Annotated in this window: 17 protein-coding genes; 12 read left to right on the plus strand and 5 right to left on the minus strand. The window is 45.4% G+C overall.

Annotated elements, in window-relative coordinates:
• Positions 1-35 precede the first annotated feature (35 nt).
• The 4 genes from folC to purF all read left to right on the plus strand — a co-directional run bounded on the left by folC (position 36) and on the right by purF (position 3,958).
• Positions 36-1,301: a bifunctional tetrahydrofolate synthase/dihydrofolate synthase gene (gene folC / locus FIU99_RS04410; protein WP_006959461.1), complete on the plus strand. Its 1,266-nt coding sequence runs from the start codon at positions 36-38 to the stop codon at positions 1,299-1,301.
• On the plus strand, positions 1,302-1,856 hold the full coding sequence (locus FIU99_RS04415; RefSeq protein ID WP_006959460.1) for an SPOR domain-containing protein: 555 nt from the start codon (positions 1,302-1,304) through the stop codon (positions 1,854-1,856).
• Positions 1,857-1,918: 62 nt separating this feature from the next.
• Complete coding sequence (locus FIU99_RS04420) at positions 1,919-2,410, plus strand: CvpA family protein (RefSeq protein WP_006959459.1); 492 nt, start codon at positions 1,919-1,921, stop codon at positions 2,408-2,410.
• A 33-nt stretch (positions 2,411-2,443) separates the two neighbouring features.
• Entirely contained in the window at positions 2,444-3,958 is a 1,515-nt protein-coding gene (gene purF / locus FIU99_RS04425; RefSeq protein WP_019277834.1) for an amidophosphoribosyltransferase, read from the plus strand.
• 86 nt (positions 3,959-4,044) lie between these two features.
• On the opposite strand, the gene znuB is transcribed toward purF, so the two are convergent.
• Entirely contained in the window at positions 4,045-4,830 is a 786-nt protein-coding gene (gene znuB, locus FIU99_RS04430) for a zinc ABC transporter permease subunit ZnuB (RefSeq protein WP_006959457.1), read from the minus strand.
• Positions 4,823-5,608, minus strand: coding sequence for a zinc ABC transporter ATP-binding protein ZnuC (znuC, locus tag FIU99_RS04435; protein WP_006959456.1), 786 nt, complete (start codon positions 5,606-5,608; stop codon positions 4,823-4,825). Before znuC ends, znuB begins: the two co-directional genes overlap by 8 nt.
• Before the next feature lie 82 nt (positions 5,609-5,690).
• Here znuC and znuA point away from each other — a divergent pair, with 82 nt between their 5' ends.
• The 5 genes from znuA (at position 5,691) to FIU99_RS04460 (ending at position 13,539) form a co-directional block, all read left to right on the plus strand.
• Positions 5,691-6,569, plus strand: a complete 879-nt coding sequence (gene znuA, locus FIU99_RS04440; protein WP_006959455.1) for a zinc ABC transporter substrate-binding protein ZnuA — start codon at positions 5,691-5,693, stop codon at positions 6,567-6,569.
• 245 nt (positions 6,570-6,814) lie between these two features.
• Positions 6,815-10,150, plus strand: a complete 3,336-nt coding sequence (locus FIU99_RS04445) for an AraC family transcriptional regulator (RefSeq protein ID WP_152472051.1) — start codon at positions 6,815-6,817, stop codon at positions 10,148-10,150.
• A gap of 658 nt (positions 10,151-10,808) precedes the next feature.
• The gene (locus tag FIU99_RS04450; protein ID WP_021457201.1) at positions 10,809-11,036 is read left to right on the plus strand and encodes a FeoA family protein; all 228 of its coding nucleotides are present in this window, start codon (positions 10,809-10,811) and stop codon (positions 11,034-11,036) included.
• Positions 11,036-13,312, plus strand: coding sequence for a Fe(2+) transporter permease subunit FeoB (feoB, locus tag FIU99_RS04455; RefSeq protein ID WP_006959453.1), 2,277 nt, complete (start codon positions 11,036-11,038; stop codon positions 13,310-13,312). Before FIU99_RS04450 ends, feoB begins: the two co-directional genes overlap by 1 nt.
• Positions 13,309-13,539 carry a FeoC-like transcriptional regulator gene (locus FIU99_RS04460; RefSeq protein ID WP_006959452.1) on the plus strand — a complete coding sequence of 77 codons (231 nt, stop codon included), beginning with the start codon at positions 13,309-13,311 and terminating at the stop codon, positions 13,537-13,539. Before feoB ends, FIU99_RS04460 begins: the two co-directional genes overlap by 4 nt.
• Before the next feature lie 31 nt (positions 13,540-13,570).
• On the opposite strand, the gene FIU99_RS04465 is transcribed toward FIU99_RS04460, so the two are convergent.
• Together FIU99_RS04465 and argS are read right to left on the minus strand one after the other, a co-directional pair.
• A complete protein-coding gene (locus FIU99_RS04465) occupies positions 13,571-13,999 on the minus strand; it encodes an HIT domain-containing protein (protein WP_006959451.1) in 429 nt (142 codons plus the stop codon).
• A 99-nt stretch (positions 14,000-14,098) separates the two neighbouring features.
• Entirely contained in the window at positions 14,099-15,832 is a 1,734-nt protein-coding gene (argS, locus tag FIU99_RS04470; protein ID WP_006959450.1) for an arginine--tRNA ligase, read from the minus strand.
• A gap of 244 nt (positions 15,833-16,076) precedes the next feature.
• Between argS and FIU99_RS04475 the strand changes: the two genes are divergently transcribed.
• Positions 16,077-16,676 (plus strand): VOC family protein, encoded by a 600-nt coding sequence (locus FIU99_RS04475; RefSeq protein WP_006959449.1) that lies wholly within the window; start codon positions 16,077-16,079, stop codon positions 16,674-16,676.
• Here the strand turns inward: FIU99_RS04475 and FIU99_RS04480 are convergent.
• A complete protein-coding gene (locus tag FIU99_RS04480; protein WP_152472052.1) occupies positions 16,668-19,442 on the minus strand; it encodes an insulinase family protein in 2,775 nt (924 codons plus the stop codon). The two genes, FIU99_RS04475 and FIU99_RS04480, sit on opposite strands and share 9 nt — an antisense overlap.
• Before the next feature lie 240 nt (positions 19,443-19,682).
• Here FIU99_RS04480 and sixA point away from each other — a divergent pair, with 240 nt between their 5' ends.
• Positions 19,683-20,147 (plus strand): phosphohistidine phosphatase SixA, encoded by a 465-nt coding sequence (sixA, locus tag FIU99_RS04485; RefSeq protein WP_006959447.1) that lies wholly within the window; start codon positions 19,683-19,685, stop codon positions 20,145-20,147.
• A 153-nt stretch (positions 20,148-20,300) separates the two neighbouring features.
• Positions 20,301-22,394: a flagellar biosynthesis protein FlhA gene (flhA, locus tag FIU99_RS04490; protein WP_039951694.1), complete on the plus strand. Its 2,094-nt coding sequence runs from the start codon at positions 20,301-20,303 to the stop codon at positions 22,392-22,394.
• The last annotated feature ends 26 nt before the right edge of the window (positions 22,395-22,420 follow it).

The following is a 22,420-nucleotide window of genomic DNA, read 5'->3' on the forward strand; positions in this document are numbered from 1 at the left end:
CTAACAAACAACCACAATTACTTGGTTAGAGTTAGATGAGTCAAACCCAAATTCCTCAAGCCACATCCCCTCTTGCGATGTGGCTTGATTATTTAACAAACATACACACCTCTGCTATCGATCTCGGTCTAGATCGTGTTCAGGCTGTCGCCGAGAAAACCAATCTAGTTAAACCTGCTCCTACTGTGATTACTGTCGCGGGGACCAATGGAAAAGGTTCCACTTGTGCACTTATGGAAGCCATATTGCTTGATGCAGGTTACTCCGTTGGTGTTTACAGTTCTCCCCACCTAATTCGTTATAACGAACGTGTCCGTATTAATGGCCAAGATCTGGCTGATGAGAAGCACACAGAAGCGTTTGATTTTATTGAAAAGCAACGTGGTGATATTAGCCTAAGCTTTTTTGAATATGGGACTTTGGCGGCGTTGCGCCTTTTCCAAACTGAAAAAGTGGATGTCGTATTGCTAGAAGTCGGGCTAGGAGGGCGATTGGATGCCACTAATGTTGTTGACCATGATGTTTCGGTGATTACTAGCCTCGCTATCGACCATGTTGACTGGCTCGGTGATGACATCAATGTGATTGGCTATGAGAAAGCAGGCATCTACCGAAGTGGTAAGCCCGCAATCTGTGGTCAGCCCAAGGCGCCTTCTACTGTGGCAGCGCATGCTGATGATATTGGTGCAGAACTTTATCAAGTGGAAATTCAGTATAACTATCAAGTTGTCGATGAACATACTTGGCGTTGGACGCATGGCCCATACGAGTTAGAAGCGCTTCCTATCCCTGGTTTACCTTTGCAAAATGCAGCAACCGCTTTAATGGCACTCGCGACAGCAAATCTGGACTTGTCGGACATCAACATCGTTAAAGGCCTCAACAGCGCTAAGCTACCTGGTCGAATGCAGGTGGTGAGTACGAAGCCTATAATCATCCTCGATGTGGCACACAACCCGCATTCTGCTGAGTATTTGGTTGAACGCATTCAACAGAAGTACTTGGATAAAAAAATCCACGCTGTGGTTGCGATGCTGCACGACAAAGATATTAAGGCCACGCTTGAAGTGTTGGCTCCGGTTGCCAGCCATTGGTATCCAGCGTCGTTACAAGGGCCAAGAGCTGCAAGTGCAGCGGAACTTTGTGAGTATCTTCCTGATGGCAATGACCGCTTTGAAGCTCCTGTCGACGCATTTAAAGCCGCGTTGACAAAGGCTGAAGCGGAAGATGTCATTCTGGTTGTAGGTTCTTTCCATACGGTTGGTGAAGTACTCGAACACTGGCAGAGTCAAGGAGAGTAAATGGCAAGTAAGTTTCAAAATCGTCTGGTCGGCACCATCATTTTGGTGGCGATCGGCGTGATCGTATTACCAGATGTCCTTGATGGTAAAAAAACGCATTACAAGGAAGAAGTCGCCAGTATTCCGATTAAGCCAGAGCTTGATAGCGATGTAGAAAGCTTCGAAGTTTTGGAGCCCATTGATGATTCTGCAAGCCTACCTGAAACACCAGTTGAAGTTGTTGTGCAAGAACCTGAGGCTCCTGCCTCTGCTGAAAAGGTGAATGATGAACCTCTGCCTGTCGTAGTTAAAGAGGTTCCTGAGCGCAATGAATATCAGGACAGTGCTTGGATTATTCAGTTGATGGCGTTGAAGAACGCAGAGAATGCGAAAAACGTTGTTAAAGACCTACAAAAACGCGGTTATCAAGCACACACTAAACTCGAAAATGGTTTTACTCGTGTGATTATTGGCCCAGATGTGTCAAAGAGTAAGCTAGAGCGACAAGTGACTGAGTTGGAAAAAATTACTGGCTCAAAAGGTCGATTGCTCAAATTTAAGCCATTAAATCCATAAGAAAACGTTTGCGTCAGCGTTTTTTCTGTTAAAATGCGCGCCAACTTAAGATGTAAGAACAGATGAATTCGTTAGATATTGTCATTTTAAGTGTGATCGGCCTGTCGGCAGTGATCAGTTTAATTCGCGGCTTCGCAAAAGAAGCGTTGTCTCTGGTTATTTGGTTTGGGGCGTTTTTTATCGCCAGCCAGTATTACGCAAAATTGGCGGTGTACTTTTCCAATATTCAGGACGACATGTTTCGAAATGGAGCAGCGATAGCAGCCCTGTTTGTTTCGACACTTATCGTAGGTGCGATCGTGAATTACGTTATCGCCCAATTAGTACAGAAAACAGGCTTGTCAGGAACAGATAGAGTACTAGGAGTCGTCTTTGGTGGCTTACGAGGTGTTCTGATTGTTTCAGCTGCACTATTTTTTATGGATGCGTTTACATCGTTTCCAGACTCAGAGTGGTGGAGAAGTTCGCAACTGGTACCGGAGTTTAGCCGTATCATTGCCCCTTTCTTCGAACACTTACAAGCAACATCGAGTTTCTTATCTGGCGCGTTATAGCGCCAGCCATTGTCGCAAATCGAGGGTTAGGACATGTGTGGTATTGTTGGAATCGTGGGTACAACGCCTGTAAACCAGTCTATCTATGACGCACTGACTGTGTTGCAGCATCGTGGCCAAGATGCCGCGGGTATTTGTACCATAGAAAGCAATCGTTTTCGTCTGAGAAAGGCGAACGGTTTAGTTAAGGATGTGTTTGAAGCAAAACACATGCAACGCCTTCAGGGAACGGTGGGTATTGGCCATGTTCGCTACCCAACAGCGGGTAGTTCTAGCGCATCTGAAGCTCAGCCCTTCTATGTTAACTCTCCTTTTGGTATTACTCTTGCTCACAACGGTAACTTAACCAATGCAGCGGAAGTTCGTGAAAAACTGTTTGAGAAAGACCGCCGTCACGTAAACACCACATCGGATTCCGAAGTTTTACTGAATGTTCTTGCCCACGAAATTGATACAGTGAAAGGCAATGTAGCCGCAGAAGATGTATTTCGTGCTGTGACTAATGTTCATCGTACGATTCGCGGTGCTTACGCTGTGTCAGCAATGATCATAGGTCACGGTATGATTGCTTTCCGCGACCCAAATGGTATTCGTCCTCTGTGTCTTGGTAAGCGCGAAGTCGGAGACTCGGTTGAGTATATGGTTGCTTCTGAATCTGTTGCATTGGATGCCGTTGGCTTTGATTTCATCCGTGATGTAGCACCAGGTGAGGCGATATATGCGACTTTTGATGGTCAGCTACACACTAAACAGTGTGCGGATAACCCTACCTTAAACCCTTGTATCTTCGAGTTTGTTTACTTCTCTCGTCCAGACTCCTTCATTGATAAAATCTCTGTTTACAGTGCACGTGTAGAAATGGGTAAGAAGCTTGGCGAGCGCATCCGTGATGACTACAGTCATCTAGATATCGATGTGGTTATTCCGATCCCTGAAACGTCATGCGATATTGCGTTGCAGATTGCTCAAGCTATTGATAAGCCATACCGCCAAGGGTTTGTTAAGAACCGCTATGTGGGCCGTACATTTATTATGCCGGGTCAGCAGCAACGCAAGAAATCCGTTCGCCGTAAGCTCAATGCTATCCGCTCTGAGTTCAAAGACAAAAACGTTTTGCTGGTGGACGACTCTATCGTTCGTGGTACCACATCTGAGCAAATCATTGAAATGGCGCGCGACTCTGGTGCGAAAAAAGTATTTATGGTCTCTGCAGCACCGGAAATTCGTTTCCCGAACGTTTACGGCATCGACATGCCAAGCGCGAACGAGCTGATAGCACATGGTCGTGATAACGACGCTATTTGTAAGCAAATCGGTGCCGATGAGCTAATTTTCCAAACATTAGATGATCTTGTGGCAGCGGTGGGCATGGGTAACACTGATATCACTAAGTTCGAAACGTCCGTCTTTAATGGCGAGTACGTGACAGGAGATATCGATCAGAAGTACCTCGATTTCCTAGAGTCATTGCGTAGTGATGATGCAAAAGTACAGCGCGATATTCAGCAAGAGCTGGCTAACCTCGAACTGCACAATGAAGGTGCTTAATCTAAGATTCTCGTTTAGGTAACAAAAAGGGTTGGCATGTGTGGCCAACCCTTTTTCATTTTAGCTTCTAGCTTCTAGCTTCTAGCTTAAGCCTTTACTCGATATAGCTGTGACAACATAAACATAGCGGTGGCACTGATGACCACAGAAGGCCCCGCTGGAGTATCGTAATGCCATGAGAGGCTAAGGCCTAAGAGCACAGCGACTGCACCAATAAAAGAGGCAGTTATGGCCATCTGCTCTGGAGTTCTAGAGAATCGCCGCGCAGTAGCCGCAGGAATAATCAACAGTGAAGTCATGATCAAAGCGCCTACGAATTTCATACCGATGGCAATCACAAGGCCAACCATAATCATCAGAACTAAACGCATTAAGTCGACATTGTGACCTTCTACCGCGGCGAGATCCTCGTTAACCGTTGTTGCAAGCAGAGAACGCCAAAAATAGACCAGTATTGCGGAAACGAGCGCTGCGCCTGCATATATATAAACGAGGTCCGTTGGGCTAACAGCGAGTAAATCACCAAACAAGTAACTCATCAGGTCGATTCGTACATTGTCTAGAAAGCTGACCGCCACTAAGCCAAGAGATAAGGCACTGTGTGCCAGAATACCCAGCAGCGTATCGGTTGCGACCAATTGCTGTCTCTGGAGGGCGACAAGAATAAAGGCGAGAGCCAAGCAGCAGACAATCAGGGCAAAATACAGATTGACGTCAAGAAGGAAGCCTAATGCAAGCCCCATCAAGGACGCGTGAGCCAAAGTGTCGCCAAAGTAAGCCATTCTTCGCCATACAACAAATGACCCCAGCGGCCCCGCGATGGCTGCAATCCCCAAGCCTGCGAGGATAGAAGGTAATAGAAACTCAATCATGATGGTGACCGTGTGAATGCTGTGAACAGGTAGACGCTTCGCCAGATACAGGATCACCCGCTAAATCATGGTGATGATGTTGATGCTGGTGGTGGTAAAACGCAAGAGACTCATTTCTCGTTTCGCCAAACAGAGCAATGTAACTTGGATGTTTGGTGATGTCGGCTGGCGCGCCTGAACAACAGATATGGTGATTGAGGCAAATGACGTCGTCAGTTTTCGCCATTACCAAGTGTAAGTCGTGGGATACCATGAACACCGCGCAGCTGAAACGATGGCGAATAGTATCAATTAACTCATATAAATCAATCTGCCCTTGGACATCAACACCTTGAGCTGGTTCATCAAGAACCAGCAAGTCTGGTCGTTGGAGTAGTGCTCTTGCTAAGAGAACACGTTGGCTCTCTCCACCAGAGAGAGAATGCATGTTCGCTCGCATTAAGTGTTGTGCACCGACAAGTTTCAACGCATCTTGCAGTTCTTGCTCACTAAATTTACCCGCGAGCTTCATGAAACGTTTCACATCCAGAGGTAATGAGTCATTCAGCCTAAGTTTTTGAGGGACATAACCAATTTTTAGGTTCGGCGTCTTATTGACTGTCCCGCTGAACTGTTTTTGGAGACCTAACAACACCTTTACTAGAGTGGATTTACCCGCTCCGTTAGGGCCTATCAATGTTGTTATTTCTCCTCGCTTAAGGGTAAGACTAATATTATCAAGGACTTTGCGTTTTCCGAATTGAACACAGACTTGTTGAAGTTCGACCAGTGCCGACATGAATGGAACTCATTTGCAAATAACTATTGTTATAATGTAACATTTGAAAAACTTTAACGCCAGAGACTAGTGGTATTGATTTATGAAACACCTAATTCCTTTGCTATCCATTTTTGCTATAGGTAGTGCAAACGCCAGTGAAATACTGACCAGTATCAAACCCATTCAGATGATTACCTATGAAATTACGCAAGGTGTTTCTGAGCCAGATTTATTGCTTGAGTCCAACACTTCCCCACATGATTACGCGCTGAAACCATCTGATGTGAAGCGAGTTAGAAAAGCCGATTTAGTCGTTTGGTTCGGTAATGACCTAGAACCTTTTTTAACTAAAGTTCTTGAGGGTCAGAAGAATGTTTTGACCATCAGTGAAGTGGATGGTTTGAACCTTCGCGAGTTTTCAGAAGACGGACATAATCACGATCATGACGGGCATAATCATGGCTCGCACGATCCGCATTTCTGGTTAGGGCATGAACAAAGTATTAAGGCTGCTGAAGCGATTAGCCAGAAACTTTCTGAGTTAGACCCGACCAACAAAGATGTTTATCTAGCGAATTATCAGGCATTTGTGAAAAATGCTAATCAGTACGATGAAAAGTGGCGAGCGTCGCTAGAGCCAGTAAAAGAGGTAGGTTACTACGTATTTCATGATGCCTATGGTTATTTCGAGCAGGATTATGGCTTGAATCATTTGGGTGAATTTACGGTTAGCCCTGAGAGAAAACCTGGGGCTAAGACACTCATTAAAATCAAGAAAGCGTTGGCAAAAGGGGATGCTAAATGTGTCTTTGCTGAACCTCAGTTTACTCCAGCTGTTGTTGAGTCTGTGACGCGTGGTAGTCAAGCCAAGCAAGGGGTACTTGATCCTATTGGTACTAATGTTCAAGTTGGACCAGGCAGCTACTTTACTTTTATTCAGTCCATCACAGACAGCTTCACTGAATGTCTTAGTAACTAAATATTTGTTTGATATGCCATCAAAGGGAAGCACTGCGCTTCCCTTTTTTGATTGATCCAGATAAGAAAACGCCGATTTTTTGAAGCAGCATCTTGTTTATGGTTGGAAATCCAAGATAATTATTATCACAAAATAATTTGATGACTCAGTTCAATTAGCTTTGAGTCTTGATCTGGGTGGATCATTCGAAACGCTTAGATATGGAATGTTATTGACTGTCCAATTTTGCTGCAAGGGAATCGCTAGTGAAACAAGCCGTTTGTTTTCTGTCGTTTTTATTTTTGACTCGTGTCGCGATGGCAATGGATCTCCCTTTGTCAGTCTTCTACCCCTTGCCAACGCAATCTCAGGGTAAAGCGTTTGCCGCTAAAGAACTTTTTCTCGCTGACAATGGAGGTATCTGGTTTCAAGATGTTAGAAATCAGGTGCTGTTTTTTGATGGGCAAAACATTTTGCCCAAGTCAGGTTCTGCACTCGATTTTGAATCAGAGCAAGTTGCCTTTCTCGGCAGTGCTTTTTGGTCATTTGCGGGCAATGAGATTTATCGCACCACCCCTGGTAAAAGTCGAGAACTGATATTCAGTCTCACGCCGGGTACTGAGATTTTACGAATAGGGGTATCGAACCGTTACGTTTGGGTCTCCGATGCTTCAAACTTCTACACCTATCACGTTGATAGTGGAGAGTTTTTTTCTTACTCCTTAATGGAGCTGTATCAATACAACCAGTCTGCTCAAATCAGCATTACCGATGCCAAACTGATTAAGTCAAAGTGGGTACTGGCAACAAACTCCGGAGTGTATTTGTCAGATGGTAGCCATTTCGAACATGCCCCTCGCTCCGGCACGAGTCATATAGAAACCCTCTATTTTTCCGAAAATCGTCAAGAGTTAGTCGTCGGCACTCGACACGGGGCAATTCTTTTCAATTTTAACCATCCTGACGCTCCACTTAAACGAATCCCAGGTGGACATGTTTTGAGTATTGCGGAAACGCAAAAAGGCTACTGGATAGGTACCGAATCCGGTTTGCAATCGTACTCTTTTGCATCACAAGAGAGTGCCTATTTCGCCAGAGAACACACACACAGCCATGCGTTGTTTGGTGAAAAGGTTTACTCATTACTCAATGATCATCGAGGGGGAATGTGGATTGCCACTGAACGAGGCATTCATTACTTCTCATTGTTTGCTCATCATTTTAAGCGTTTTCCTGATTTGATGTTAACCCGCGGATCAGCGTCAGAAAAACTGATTCAACTGACTAAGAAGAAGAGTCGTAGTGGGTTTTGGATGGTCACCAATGTGGGTGTATATTCACTAAAATTGAACCATAAGGCGTCAAGAAAGCTGCTTTATAAAGGTAGAGTGAACGATGTTATCGAGCATAATGGCGTGCTCTGGTTAGCCACTGAGAATGGCGTCATCTGTATTGATAGTGTATCCGGTACTGTGATTGCGGACCGTTTACCTAACTTTTTAAAAACATCGTCAGTTGAGTTGTTGGAACTGGATAACAACGGTAGAATCTGGGGAGCCAGCGACCATAAGTTATGGCGTTTTGATACCCAAAGTCGCGAGTTGATGCAATATGGCTCTGAGTGGATGCTGAACAAGTATTTACCAGCGCAAGTTACTCAGATGGCAGTGGCTGACAATGGCAGTCTAATCTTGGGCACTGATCATGGCACCTATGTACTGATCAACGGCCAAATCCACTATGTTAGTGCCTCAGAACACTACGGGCGTGTGGCTAGTATAAAAGAAGTGAATGGTGGTGAAATCTGGGTGGCGAGCACTTACGGATTGTATCAATTAGACGCAGCCAGCTTGCAACTTAAGCCTCTGACTATGGTGGATGATCATATCACGCCTAAGTGTTTGATTAGTAATCGCAATGGTGTTTGGATGACTTCTTCTGCTGGTCTGACCCATTATGCGAAGAACGGGCAAATAGCAGCACACTATGGTGAGCCGCTCGGTTTAGTGAATAACGAATTCCAGTCAGGACTATGCAGCTCTGGTTCAGAAAGCCTACAAAATCTATTAATTGGCTCAAGGCGAAACCTTATCAAGGTTGACACCAAAAGTCTTAGTGCTAGCAAATCTCCCAACGTACAGGTGATATACAGCCAAGTGGTTGCTAATCAGGATTTGTACTCTCTTGGTGGGAGTGTTTTGGGGGCTCCACATGTGACATATGGAGAATCGATTGCGTTTCAGTTTGGTGTGCTTCCACAGGTCAGTAATGTTTCCCTGCAATATCGACTGGGAGAACAGGATGAATGGCAGAATCTCGAAGGAATGAAGCTGACCATTGAACATATCCTTCCCGGTGACTACGCGCTTGAGGTGCGTGCTGTAAATAATGGCATGGCGCAGGGTGCTATCGAGCCGTTTGTTTTCTCAGTTGACGAGCCTTGGTATATCCGAGGGTATGCGATTTTCTCCTACGTGACAGCCGTATTTATTCTGCTAGCGTTTGTTATTTATTGGCGCTCTCGCATGATGGCAAGAACCAATAAAGATCTGAGGTCTCAGGTAGCGCTTAAGACTAATCAACTGCGTCATCAAAGCCGAATCCTGCTAACTAACAACGATCAATTAAGAAAACAGCTACAAATCCGACGCATCCTTTATAGACAATCAGTGCAATCGTTGCGGGAAAGGCTGCAAGGTTGTGCATCACAGACGACCACAGATTCAGAACAAGGCAAACAGCAATTATTGAGATTTGTGATTCACGAACTGGATCTATTGCTTAACGTACGCGCGGCTAATGGCGATGCCTTGCCAGTTTACAACCTGTCTTTGGTATTGCGCTCTGCATTGGATGGTTGGCAAGAAGAGCTTATTAAGGCTGGTTTATCTGTGGAGGTACACTCAGAAGAAGATAAAGACAAAGACATTTACGTCACTCTCGATGTTTTTAATCTCGATAGTGTGTTTAATCTTTTGATTGATAATCTGATTAAGCGCTCATATCGAGGGCAAGTTGTGTTGATGAGGTATCGTATCAATGACGGAGAAGTCTCTTTTTCCATGACCGAACAAGGTGCAAAGCTTGATGATGCTTCTGTGACGCCCATTGAGTTGTGGAATGAAATCGAGTCTTTGGTCAAAGAAAATGGTGGTAGCTTCCATCGATACAGCTCCGATGAACGAAACTTAATTGAGTTTGTGTGGCCAGTTGGAAATGAATTTGAAGAGAACTCGATTGTTCAACTTACCGACACAGGCTTATCTGAAGAACAGTCGAAAGACCCGTGGATTGAAAAACTGGAAGCCTTAGTCGTCCAACATTATTCAGATCCGGAATTTGGTACGGCTTCAGCGGCTAAGCAAATGTACGTGTCCGAGCGTAGTTTACAGCGTCGATTTAAATCGGCTGCAGAACGTACGTTTATGGATTACGTGACTGAGGTGCGGCTGGACTATGCTTGTCGACGTTTGCTGGCTGGTGAAAAAATCTCAGATGTAGCGTTTGAATGCGGGTTCAATGACCCTTCCTATTTCAGCCAGCGATTTAAACATCGTTTTGGCGTTTCCCCTTCTCAGTTTATTGAAGATCAAGATCGGTAGCTTGTTGCTGTCCACGACTTAATTGAACCAGAAAACTAAATAAAATGAGTTGTGTTAGGCAGGATGAACTTAGCACACTGATTGGCGTGATGCGTGATGCGTGATGCGTGATGCGTGATGCGTGATGCGTGATGCGTGATGCGTGATGCGTGATGCGTGATGCGTGATGCGTGATGCGTGATGCGTGATGCGTGATGCGTGATGCGTGATGAAAAAAATATCGTGGTATAGCCGGGGGGACTATACCACGGGTGCCAATGACACCTTCGCTTGCTGCCGGAGTGGTGCGGGTAGCACCACCTCTGGAATTCAATGTCTTCCAAGGAGCTGTCCTTGTCGACGTGCTTAACTATAAAACTATCGACTTATTTTACTTATAAAATTAACGCCAAGGTTACATGATAAAAGCGACATTGAATCTATATGATTGATTTATAGTTATTTTTTGATTTTTGTTAGTAAGGATTTGAAATGGGCAGTGTTTATTAACTGACCGGAAATGATTGTTTTTAACGGAATTAACGGGTGTTTAATTGACGAAAGTGACGTTCCATATTCGCAATGTTTGATTTCAGACAAGATTTACAAAATTTACACAGGCTAAGATCTAAAGTCTTAATAATAATATTTCTCATTTTTATCTTTAATTGGCCTGTCTATGAAACTTTCAGATTTAACACAAGGGCAAAAAGCAACGATCACCGGTTTTTCAGAGCTTTCTAATGATGTTAGGAAAAAGCTTATGGTGATGGGGTTGCTTCCTCAAACTCCAGTCACGCTTATTCGTAAAGCCCCAATGGGCGATCCTCTTCAGGTCGAAGTCCGCGGTGTGTCTCTGGCAGTCAGAACCAATATTGCTAATTCAATTCATGTGGAGGCCAACTGATGAAGTACAAAATTCTGACTGTCGGTAATCCGAACAGTGGTAAAACAACCCTGTTTAATGGCCTGACAGGTGCCAAACAGCAAGTAGGTAACTGGGCAGGTGTGACGGTTGAAAAGAAAACAGGTCGTTACAGTCATTCTGGTGATGAATTCATGCTCACCGACCTTCCTGGTATCTACGCATTAGATAGTGGTAACGATGGCAACAGTATCGATGAGTCAATCGCTTCACGTGCGGTCTTGACGCATCCAGCGGATCTAATCATTAACGTTGTTGATGCGACGTGTCTAGAGCGCAGCTTATATATGACGCTTCAGCTGCGAGAGCTTGGCAGACCGATGATGGTTGTGCTGAATAAAATGGATGCATTGAAGCGTGAACGACAAACTATCGATGTTAAAGCGTTAGAAAAAATGCTGGGCTGTCCGGTATATGCTTTATCCGCAAACAACAAAAATCAGGTTCAACGCCTGAAAGAACGTCTACATAAAGCGGTGGTTCAAGGCGTTGCGCTGAACGAACTGAAGATTGGCTATGATGTAGAATTTGAGCGAGCGATAGACCAAATCCAACCTGTTTTTGTCAATCATTCTGAGGTTTCCGCACGCGCTCTTTCTATTCGAGCTTTAGAGCAGGATCTGTTGGTCTTAAACAATCTTTCTTCTGAGGAAAGAGACAACATTGCGAAAATTCAGGGCGGTCTCGACCTAGATATCGATCTCATGGTTGCCGATACGAAATATACTTTCCTCCATGAGCAGTGTAAGAAAGTGCGCCGGACTGAAGGCAAGCTTAGTCATAGCTTTACGGAAAAGGTGGATAACGTCATTCTTAATAAATGGGTAGGCGTTCCATTTTTCTTTGTCGTTATGTACCTGATGTTTATGTTCTCTATCAACATCGGCAGTGCATTTATCGACTTCTTTGATATTGGTGTCGGCGCTTTGCTGGTTGATGGTGGGCACTATTTGTTAGATGGTCATCTGCCTGTTTGGTTGGTGACATTGATTGCGGATGGCGTGGGTGGAGGTATCCAGACCGTCGCCACTTTCATTCCTGTGATTGCTTGCTTGTATCTCTTTTTAGCAATCCTGGAAAGCTCAGGCTATATGTCTCGTGCTGCTTTTGTTCTCGATAAAGTGATGCAGAAGATTGGTTTACCGGGTAAAGCCTTCGTTCCATTGGTTCTTGGCTTCGGTTGTAACGTACCAGCCATCATGGCAACACGAACATTAGATCAGGAACGTGAACGCAAACTTGCTGCCTCAATGGCGCCGTTCATGTCTTGTGGTGCTCGTCTTCCTGTATATGCATTGTTTGCCGCCGCGTTTTTCCCTGAAAGTGGCCAGAATATCGTATTTGCTCTTTACCTACTGGGGATTGCTGCGGCTGTATTCACTGGGTTGGTGCTAAAGCATACGCTCTACCCGGGCTCAAGCGACAGCTTAATCATGGAAATGCCCGATTACGAATTACCAACGATACAGAATGTACTGATAAAAACGTGGCAAAAACTGAAACGCTTTGTCCTTGGAGCAGGTAAAACTATCGTTGTTGTTGTGACCATTCTTAGCTTCCTCAACTCTGTCGGTACTGATGGGTCATTTGGCAATGAAGACAGCGAGAATTCAGTGCTGTCTAAAGTTTCTCAGGTGGTGACGCCTGTATTTGAACCGATAGGCGTTCATGAAGATAACTGGCCGGCGACAGTTGGTATTATCACAGGTATTTTTGCCAAAGAAGCGGTAGTGGGAACTTTGAACAACCTTTACGCGCCAAGTGAAGGAGAAGAAGGTGAGTTCAATCTCATGGCGAGTTTGGAAGAGGCAGTTATGTCTATCCCGGAAAACTTAGCTGGATTGAGTTATTCCGATCCATTGGGTATTGAAGTGGGTGATTTGACCGATAGCTCTACTGTGGCAGAGGAGCAGGAAGTTGACGCTTCTATTTTTGGTAACCTGAACCAATATTTCGTCTCAGGCCATGCCGCGTTTGCTTACTTGATTTTCATCTTGCTGTACACGCCGTGTGTCGCGGCTATGGGAGCTTATGTCCGTGAATTTGGCCAGAAATACGCGCGCTTTATTGCTGTATGGACTATGGGTCTTGCTTACGGCGGTGCAGTGCTTTACTACCAGACGATGCACTTCACAGACCACCCAATCTACAGTGCAGCCTGGATAGCCGGAGTCATTTTGGTTTCCTTTGCGACTTATCGCGCGTTGAAAGCGGCGGGGCAGAAGCAGATGCATTATGCTGAGGCACAAACAGCATGATCTTACAGGAGCTGAAACGGCACATCGAGCAGCAGGGCTGCGTTAGCCAGAAAGAGCTCGCGAAGAAATTTTCAATGAGCGAAGACGGTGTCGATGCCATGCTGGCGGTATGGATAAAGAAAGGGAAGATATCTCGCTTGGTCGATACCAATAAAGCTCAGAAAGTGACCCGGGTCAGATACTCCGCGAATGGTGCCGATGAGTTATCTCTCACGGTGACCATGTAAAGAAAATGCCGCTGGTAACAGCGGCATTTTTTTATGCTTTTTTAAACAAGCTACTTAGTGATAAGACATTCTGAATCTTACTGAGTATCGCTTGTTGTTCCTCTTCAGAACGAAAATCCCCCTGAGTATTTCCCCATACGGGCCCTGGCCAGGCAACATCATCCTTAAAACGTGCGATGTGATGGACATGAAGTTGCGGAACCATATTACCAAGCGCACCTAAGTTGAGTTTATCTGGGCGAAAAGTTGCTTCTAATGCTTGGCTTACCGCTTGTGATTCGAGTAAGAACTGTTGTTGCTCTTGCATTGGCAAGTGATGCAGTTCTTTTAAATTTTCCCGTTTAGGAACAAGAATGACCCAAGGAACAGCGTTGTCCTTGTGGAGCAGGGCAATCGTCAAAGGAAAGTGGCCAATGACGCTAGTATCCTTTGCCAGTTGTGGGTGGAGTTCAAAACTCATGATTCATTCCTATTAGTATTTTTAGCCAGTATACGCCAGATAAAACAAAAGGTTGATGCTTTCACATCAACCTTTATTTTGTATCGCTAAAGCCCTAGCTTACATGCGTTCTAGCGTATCAATACCTAGCAGAGAAAGACCTTGCTTGATGGTCTTCGCTGTCAGTGCTGCCAGCTTCAGGCGACTCTGTTTAACAGACTCATCTTCTGTGTTCAGAATTGGGCATGCTTCGTAGAAGCTTGAGAACTGGCCTGCAAGTTCGAATAGGTAACTACACATGATATGCGGTTGACCTTCACGAGCAACTGACTGCACCGCTTCTTCAAATTGAAGTAGCTTGGCGATAAGAGATTTCTCTTTCTCTTCGGTGATCTGAATGTCACCAGCCAGCTCATCCATAGAGATGCCTGCTTTGGCAAAGATAGATGCAACGCGCGTATAAGCGTACTGCATGTATGGCGCTGTGTTGCCTTCAAATGCCAACATGTTGTCCCAGTCAAACACGTAGTCAGTCGTACGGTGTTTAGACAGGTCTGCGTACTTAACAGCAGCCATTGCTACAGTGTTGGCGATGTTTTGCTTTTCAGCTGTTTCTAAGTCTGGGTTCTTAGACTCGATAAGTTTGATTGCACGCTCTTCTGCTTCATCTAGTAGGTCCGCCAAACGAACTGTGCCACCTGCACGCGTCTTAAATGGACGGCCATCTTTACCTAACATCATACCGAAAGCGTGGTGCTCAAGAGTTACCTCTTCTGGTACATAGCCTGCTTTACGAACGATTGTCCATGCTTGCATTAGGTGTTGATGCTGGCGTGAGTCAATAAAGTACAATACGCGGTCTGCACCTAGCGTTTCGTAGCGGTATTTCGCACAAGCGATATCGGTAGTGGTGTACAAGAAGCCGCCGTCACGCTTTTGGATGATGACACCCATAGGCTCGCCGTCTTTGTTTTTGTACTCTTCAAGGAATACAACTTGTGCACCGTCATCTTCTTGTGCAAGACCTTGTTCTTTCAGGTCTGCCACAATACCAGGAAGCATGTCGTTGTACATGCTCTCACCCATTACGTTTTCACGAGTTAGAGAGACATTAAGACGATCGTAGTTGCGCTGGTTTTGGATCATGGTGACATCCACCAGTTTTTTCCACATCTCTGCGCAGTATTCGTCACCGCCTTGAAGTTTAACTACATAGTTACGCGCCTTAACTGCAAACTCTTCATCTTCGTCATAAAGCTTTTTCGACTCGCGGTAGAAGGCTTCAAGGTCAGCCAGCTCCATTGAAACTTCGCCAGACTCTTGCTGTACACGCTCTAGGTTGGCGATAAGCATACCGAACTGAGTACCCCAGTCACCGATGTGGTTAGCACGGATCACTTTATGACCAAGGAATTCGAGAGTACGAACCACAGCGTCACCGATGATTGTTGAGCGCAGGTGGCCAACGTGCATTTCTTTAGCAACGTTTGGCGCAGAGTAGTCAGCAACGATAGTTTTTTGCGCTTCAGCTGCAACACCAAGACGAGAGTCAGATAGTGCAGATTCAGCTTGTTTAGCAAGGAATTCTTCGCTCAGGAAGATGTTGATAAAACCAGGGCCTGCAATTTCAGTCTTGCTTGCAATACCGTCAAGGTCTAGAACATCCAATACTTTTTGAGCAAATTCGCGTGGGTTTGTGCCTAGTTTCTTAGCAACGCCCATTACACCGTTTGCCTGGTAATCACCAAACTGTGGCTTTGCTGATTGACGAACGGCTGCAGGACTGCCTGCAGGTGCGCCAGCGGCTTCAAGAGCCTGAGATACTTTGTCGTTAATAAGTGCTTGGATATTCACACGCGCTTCCTTCAATTCTTGGGAATTGGTTGGATATGCATTGAGTTATTCAGCTTCGTCAGACGCTATTGCTGAATAATATCCACTCTGGTGGAATGAATGCATATCTCTATAGAGTTCATAATTTGGCGCACATAATACCAACTTTATTGCTTTTCTTATAGGGAGTGTTCTGGGAAATTTTCTACTTTTCCTTAGGTTCTTGCTAGTATTGCGGAAAAATCAACGTTTTGGATAGATGAAAATGTCTCAAAGACTACTGGATGCTGAATTGATGCCTTCACAAATGAAAGGCAAGATTGAAGATTTTATGCATAAAATTCAAGGTTTAAGCGAGAAACTGCATATTAATTTACGTCCTTTTAAGGCGGATCATATTGCATTACGTATCAATGACTTGGAATTGGCAAAACTGGCTCATCAAGAATGGTTAAAAGAAGGCTGTGAAATATCAAATGCGGTGATAAATGGTCGTCCGATCATTGTGATTGAATTTAGTCAGCCTTTGAAGGCGTTAAATTGGTCGATTGAGTGCTTAGAATTGCCTTATCCAGCCGAGGGGAAAAGCTATCCGCAGCAGTCATGGGAGCACGTCGAGTTCGTTGTGCCTTCGCAAGCTGAAACAGCAGAGGAATTTTTGCAGGGCATCAAGCAACAACAGCCAGAACTTGCGAAACACTGGAATCAGCTGGGAGAGCAGGGAATTAAGGTGAAATTATCGAGCCCGAAAGGAGAGGGCGAGCGACTCAACAACCCAACAGTGGCATTTAAGCACGATGGAATTTGTATCAAGCTTCACCCACATTCATTGAAAAAGATTGTCGAGTCGGAGCAATCAGCCTAAATCGATGTCTTTTGGTCTCAATTGAAATTCCTCAATCGAGCCAATTTCAAAACCTAATTCAAGCGGAGCGGACTCATGATGTGCGTTCCCTTGAGTGTGCATAATGAGACGGTTCGCTGTTCTGGGTTTGAGTTCGTTCACGACAAAGCGAATCATGTCAGCGCGAGTAAGTGTCTTGAGTTCTTCCAACACCACTTCTTTTTGGTTAAAGCCACGATCTTTATTACCTATCGCAACCCATAAACGTTGAGCTCGACTGCGTAAGGTGGTGTCTGGCGTTGCAATCTGGTTCCACAACCCTCGTTTACTGCTGTGCCATTGATATTCGTTGAGCTCAAGAAGCACCATATAGAACGCATTGAGAAACTCGTCAATCGAGCTAATTAAATCGACAGGGGCGGCATTGGGAGATTGTACATAGAGCACAATACCCGGATGACGATTGAGTGGTAAGTTCCCTGTTCCTACCATATAACCCAGCTGTTGCTTGGTACGTATCTCATGGAAAAACGTAGCTGACATCAGGTGATTAGCTAGCGAGTAGAGGGCGATGTTTCGTGGTTCGATATCGTCACACTGGTAGTATACGACAACGGCAGAATCTTCCTGATTACATTCCACCGAACGTTGGAATGTCCCGTTTTTACCAAGCATCACAAGAGGACGAAGTGCTTCCTCATATTGTTGATTATGGACTCTCAGCGCGTCTTTGAGTGTCTCGCCGAGGCTGATTGCGTCAGTGCGAGTCCAATCACCATAAACAAACATCTCGACATGCAATTCGGCCAAAATTTCCTGAACGAACTCGGCTAATTCTTCGACATGAATGGTTTCAAGCGCTCCCAACAATGCCACGTAAGGTGGGTTATTGGGTTGCAACAGGCCAGTCATGGCGTTGAACAACTGAGAAATGGGTTTGTCTTGGGCTGCGTTACGCCAGTTCCTGATTAACTGAGTTTTGATGGTCTCAAAGCGTTTGGCACTGAACTCACGTTTAGCAAAGCGGTTGAGGATCATTTTCATCAACTCGGGCTGCTTCTTGCTAAATCCGGACAGTGTTAACGTCACGCCACCTTGATGGGCATACATGTTGTAGCCCATACCGGCAATTTCCGCCTGATAGGTCTCTTTAGCCAGCGAATCGAGAAACATCTCTACACATAAGCGTGTTTTGACAATGTTTCTCGGATTAGCGACCGCATGCGGGCTATCAATCGCTACATAGATAACACCTTTAGGTACGCGGAATTCATGGTCTTGGAGGTGCCATAATTTGAAGCCTGGAAGCTCTTCAATGATTTCAGGGATATCAGACCGAGAATCGATGGGCTGCGGATCTAAGTCGTAACAAATAAACGGGTTCTTTGGCGGCAGGCAAAAGCTCAATTCGCTTGTTGCTTTATAGTAGGCTAACTTCTCTGAATTAAATGGAGTGACAGAGTAGGGAGATGCGTACCATTGGGCTTGCTTATCATACTTGAAGCCCTGCGCAATTAGAGTAATGCGAAGGTTCTCAGGCGTTAAATATTGCAGCAGCTCTTTGAGCAGAGGTTCGTCATACTCATTCATCATAAAGTCGCCGTAGATTGTATCTTCTGGCGCGTAATGTTGCATATTGACCACAAGGTGACTGACCAAGTCTAATGGTCGTGTCGGCTCTTGAAAGCGGAAAGCCGACTCGAGCACGGCCTGCTTTTCAAGGTAACGCCACTCATCAAACCCATCGCGGCTTAATAGTGTTAAATAGGAGAAGATCGCCTGTACAATTTCATCAACACAGCCAAGCCCCTCTGTGGTTAACGCGCAGCTAACCGTAAATTCACGATAGTTGCTGCCACTGGTGCCACCACCGGCAGAAAGGGAAGTTATCCAACCAGCTTCCTTCAACGCTAACATCAGGCTGCCTTCACCCTCATAACCAAGCAAATGCGCGAAATAAGAGAGAGGTTTCTGACGATAATGCTCATTCATGCTTGGCATTGGAAAGGTCAGAATCAGTTTGCGGATTTCTTTGATTGGCTCCACATTCACCATAATGCTGGTGGAGTTTTCGTCCGTATAGGGTGTGCTGATAGATTTACCCGCCAGACCATGGGTTGGGATGGACGAAAATCTTTCTTCCACCCAGAGCGCAAGCTCGTCTGGAGATTGAGGACCCATAACGGTTAGCGTCATCAAATCCGCAGAGTATTGCTGATAGTGAAATTCGACAATCTCGTCACGGATCGACTGCCCATCACGATCACCTAGTGTTTCTAGGTTACCGACCGAAAACTTGGCAAACGGATGTTCTGGATTCACCAGCTCCTTGTGAACCTGATACAGACGACGAGAATCATCTTTAAGTTTGAGCTTATATTCAGATTCAACCGCTTGGCGTTCTTTATCTAGCGCTTCAGGGTTAAACAGTGGTGCAGTAAAAAATTGGCTAAACCGGTCGAGGCTATCCTCAAAGGCTGAAGGAGTAACGTCAAAAAAGTAGCAAGTGTGCTCGGTGCCAGTCCAAGCATTATTGCTGCCACCGTGCTGATTAATATAGCTTTGAAACTCCCCGACTTTAGGGTATTTTTCTGTACCCAAAAACAGCATATGTTCTAGGTAATGAGCGAGCCCCTGACGATCCATCGGGTCATCAAAATGCCCTACATTGACTGCAAGCGCGGCGGCTGATTTTTGTGCATCGCGATCCTGAACCACCAAGACTCTGAGCCCGTTTTCCAACGTGAGGTAGCGATATTGGTTGGTGTCATTTGGGCTTATATGCACAAGGGTCTCTCCGCTGAAGATGCTTAGATACTAGTATGTACGGGATGTGAACGAGTGCCAACTATCTCTTTGAGAAATATAAGCATACGTAATTTAATTATCCATTCCTTAAGATTGTTAAGAAAGTCGAAGTCTTTAGCAAGGTACTTGATATAATTATTTTTAAACGGACAGCAAAAGTCCGTGTATTAAAGAATAACAATTGCGGTTAGTAAGCAGTCACCGATTTAGGAAGAAGCCATGAAAATATTTATAATGCGCCACGGAGAAGCAGAGCATTACGCAGCTTCTGACGCTGAGCGTGCGCTAACAGAAAGAGGACGCACTGCCTCAGCCGCAGTGGCCAGAGCTTGTGCAGAACAAGGCTATGCCCAGTTTGATAAAGTACTAGTAAGCCCTTACTTGCGGGCCCAACAAACCTGGCAGGAAGTATCCCGAAGTTTCAATGCCAAACAAATCCAAACATTTGAAGATATCACGCCATATGGTGAATCGACACATGTGGCCGATTATGTGGCAGCGGTTGCTGAAGTGGAAGGTCTTGAATCGATCCTTTTAGTCTCACACTTGCCATTGGTCGGCTATCTGACGGCGGAATTTGTGCCAGATATGGTGCCACCGATGTTCCCTACCTCCGGTATCGTATGTGTTGATTACGATCTGAATAAACGACGTGGTGAGCTGATTTTTAATATCCAACCTTAAAGTACATTGCTTGTGTAGGAAGTAATGTAATTCAATGAGTTACAGCTTTCTGCGACTTTTCTGTTTAGCCATAAAATTGACAGGACTTATGGACTGGAACTTGCATAACCGCCTAAGTCCCTTAATTTTGGTTAAATTATAGATTTCTCTTCTATGAAGTTTACATTGCCGTTCGCGGATAAGTTACCTCCCATCCCTCAGAGAGCGATGCCAGCGATAGGTGCGCCTGTCATGGTATTGGCGACACTGGCGATGGTTGTGCTGCCAATACCGCCATTCCTGCTCGACTTATTCTTCACATTTAACATCGCACTGGCGATGGTGGTGTTATTGGTCACAGTCTACACCCGTAGGCCATTAGATTTCGCTGCGTTTCCAACCGTACTTCTTATCGCGACCTTACTGCGCCTAGCGTTGAACGTTGCTTCAACTCGAGTTGTTTTGTTGTATGGCCACGAAGGTACCGGAGCGGCAGGTAGTGTGATTGAAGCGTTTGGTAGCGTGGTGATTGGTGGTAATTATGCCGTCGGTCTTGTTGTCTTCCTCATCCTGATGATCATCAACTTTATGGTTGTGACCAAAGGTGCAGGCCGTATTTCTGAAGTGAGCGCACGTTTTACCTTGGATGCTTTACCAGGTAAGCAAATGGCGATTGATGCTGACTTGAACGCAGGATTGATCGATCAAGACCAAGCGCGCACTCGTCGCCAGGAAGTGACGAAAGAAGCTGACTTTTACGGTTCGATGGACGGTGCATCAAAATTTGTTAAGGGTGATGCCATTGCAGGTATCCTGATTTTGTTTATCAACATCATCGGTGGTCTATCGATTGGTATGGCCCAGTATGGATTGGCATTCAGTGACGCCATCCAGATTTATACCTTGTTGACTATTGGTGATGGCTTGGTTGCCCAGATACCGTCGCTACTCTTGTCGATTGGTGCCGCAATCATGGTAACTCGTCAGAACACTGACGAAGATATGGGACAGCAGGTTGTGTTCCAGATGTTCGACAACCCGAAAGCACTGATGATTACCGCTGGTATTCTTGGCGTGATGGGTGTCGTTCCTGGTATGCCGCATTTTGCGTTTCTGTTGCTTGCGATTTTAGCAGGTGCTGGTGCGTACTGGATTCATCGAAAACAGAAACAGGAAGCGGAGAAATCCAATCTACCAGCCACCACAGAGCAAGATGCTCCGACACCTAAAGAATTGTCTTGGGATGACGTTCAACCCGTTGACATCATTGGTCTTGAGGTAGGTTACCGCTTGATCCCGTTAGTGGACAAAGACCAAGGAGGCGAGTTGTTAGAACGGGTTAAAGGGGTTCGCAAAAAGCTTTCTCAAGATTTTGGTTTTCTTATTCCTGCGGTCCACATTCGCGACAACTTGGAGCTGACTCCCAATAGTTATCGGATTACTTTGATGGGCGTTGCAGTAGGTGAAGCAGAGATTCGCCCTGATATGGAGTTGGCTATTAACCCGGGGCAGGTATATGGCATGGTGGAAGGCGAACCAACCATTGACCCTGCTTTTGGTCTTGAGGCGGTGTGGATCAAAGATGAGCAGCGAGAGCACGCCCAAGCACTTGGTTATACCGTCGTGGACTCTTCTACCGTTCTTGCTACTCATTTAAGCCAACTACTAACGAACAACGCTTCAAATCTGATTGGTCATGAGGAAGTGCAAAACCTGCTAGAGATGCTTGGACGAAGTGCGCCTAAATTGGTAGAGAACTTTGTGCCGGATCAGCTTCAGCTTGGCGTTGTGGTGAAAGTATTACAGAACTTGCTTAATGAAGCGGTACCTATCCGAGACATCCGAACTATCGTCCAAACCTTGGCTGAATATTCAAGCAAGAGTCAAGAACCTGACATCCTCACAGCAGCCGTTCGCATTTCTTTAAAACGATTAATTGTTCAGGAAATCAATGGAATAGAGCCAGAGTTGCCAGTTATTACATTGATTCCAGAGCTGGAACAAATATTGCATCAAACAATGCAAGCATCTGGGGGAGAGTCTGCAGGCATCGAACCAGGTTTGGCAGAACGACTACAATCTTCTTTAACTCAGGCAACTCAAGAGCAAGAGTTGAAAGGAGAGCCAGCCGTCCTTCTGACCTCTGGCGTATTGCGTTCAACATTGGCTAAGTTTGTGAAGAACACAATCCCATCGCTGCGAGTGCTCTCTTATCAGGAAATCCCAGACGAGAAACAAATACGTATTGTTCAAGCCGTTGGTAACTAGCAGTAATGCGTGAATAGATGGATATC

This window comes from Vibrio sp. THAF64 (genome assembly GCF_009363455.1).
Taxonomy (GTDB): Bacteria; Pseudomonadota; Gammaproteobacteria; order Enterobacterales; family Vibrionaceae; genus Vibrio; species Vibrio coralliilyticus.

Excerpts from the sequence above, each read along its gene's own strand:
- FIU99_RS04465 (WP_006959451.1), bottom strand. The coding sequence starts at position 13,999 with ATGAGTTTTGAACTCCACCCACAACTGGCAAAGGATACTAGCGTCATT.
- znuA (WP_006959455.1), top strand. The coding sequence starts at position 5,691 with ATGAAACACCTAATTCCTTTGCTATCCATTTTTGCTATAGGTAGTGCA.
- FIU99_RS04415 (WP_006959460.1), top strand. The coding sequence starts at position 1,302 with ATGGCAAGTAAGTTTCAAAATCGTCTGGTCGGCACCATCATTTTGGTG.
- flhA (WP_039951694.1), top strand. The coding sequence starts at position 20,301 with ATGAAGTTTACATTGCCGTTCGCGGATAAGTTACCTCCCATCCCTCAG.
- znuC (WP_006959456.1), bottom strand. The coding sequence starts at position 5,608 with ATGTCGGCACTGGTCGAACTTCAACAAGTCTGTGTTCAATTCGGAAAA.
- znuB (WP_006959457.1), bottom strand. The coding sequence starts at position 4,830 with ATGATTGAGTTTCTATTACCTTCTATCCTCGCAGGCTTGGGGATTGCA.
- FIU99_RS04475 (WP_006959449.1), top strand. The coding sequence starts at position 16,077 with ATGTCTCAAAGACTACTGGATGCTGAATTGATGCCTTCACAAATGAAA.
- FIU99_RS04450 (WP_021457201.1), top strand. The coding sequence starts at position 10,809 with ATGAAACTTTCAGATTTAACACAAGGGCAAAAAGCAACGATCACCGGT.
- feoB (WP_006959453.1), top strand. The coding sequence starts at position 11,036 with ATGAAGTACAAAATTCTGACTGTCGGTAATCCGAACAGTGGTAAAACA.
- purF (WP_019277834.1), top strand. The coding sequence starts at position 2,444 with ATGTGTGGTATTGTTGGAATCGTGGGTACAACGCCTGTAAACCAGTCT.
- FIU99_RS04420 (WP_006959459.1), top strand. The coding sequence starts at position 1,919 with ATGAATTCGTTAGATATTGTCATTTTAAGTGTGATCGGCCTGTCGGCA.
- FIU99_RS04460 (WP_006959452.1), top strand. The coding sequence starts at position 13,309 with ATGATCTTACAGGAGCTGAAACGGCACATCGAGCAGCAGGGCTGCGTT.
- sixA (WP_006959447.1), top strand. The coding sequence starts at position 19,683 with ATGAAAATATTTATAATGCGCCACGGAGAAGCAGAGCATTACGCAGCT.
- folC (WP_006959461.1), top strand. The coding sequence starts at position 36 with ATGAGTCAAACCCAAATTCCTCAAGCCACATCCCCTCTTGCGATGTGG.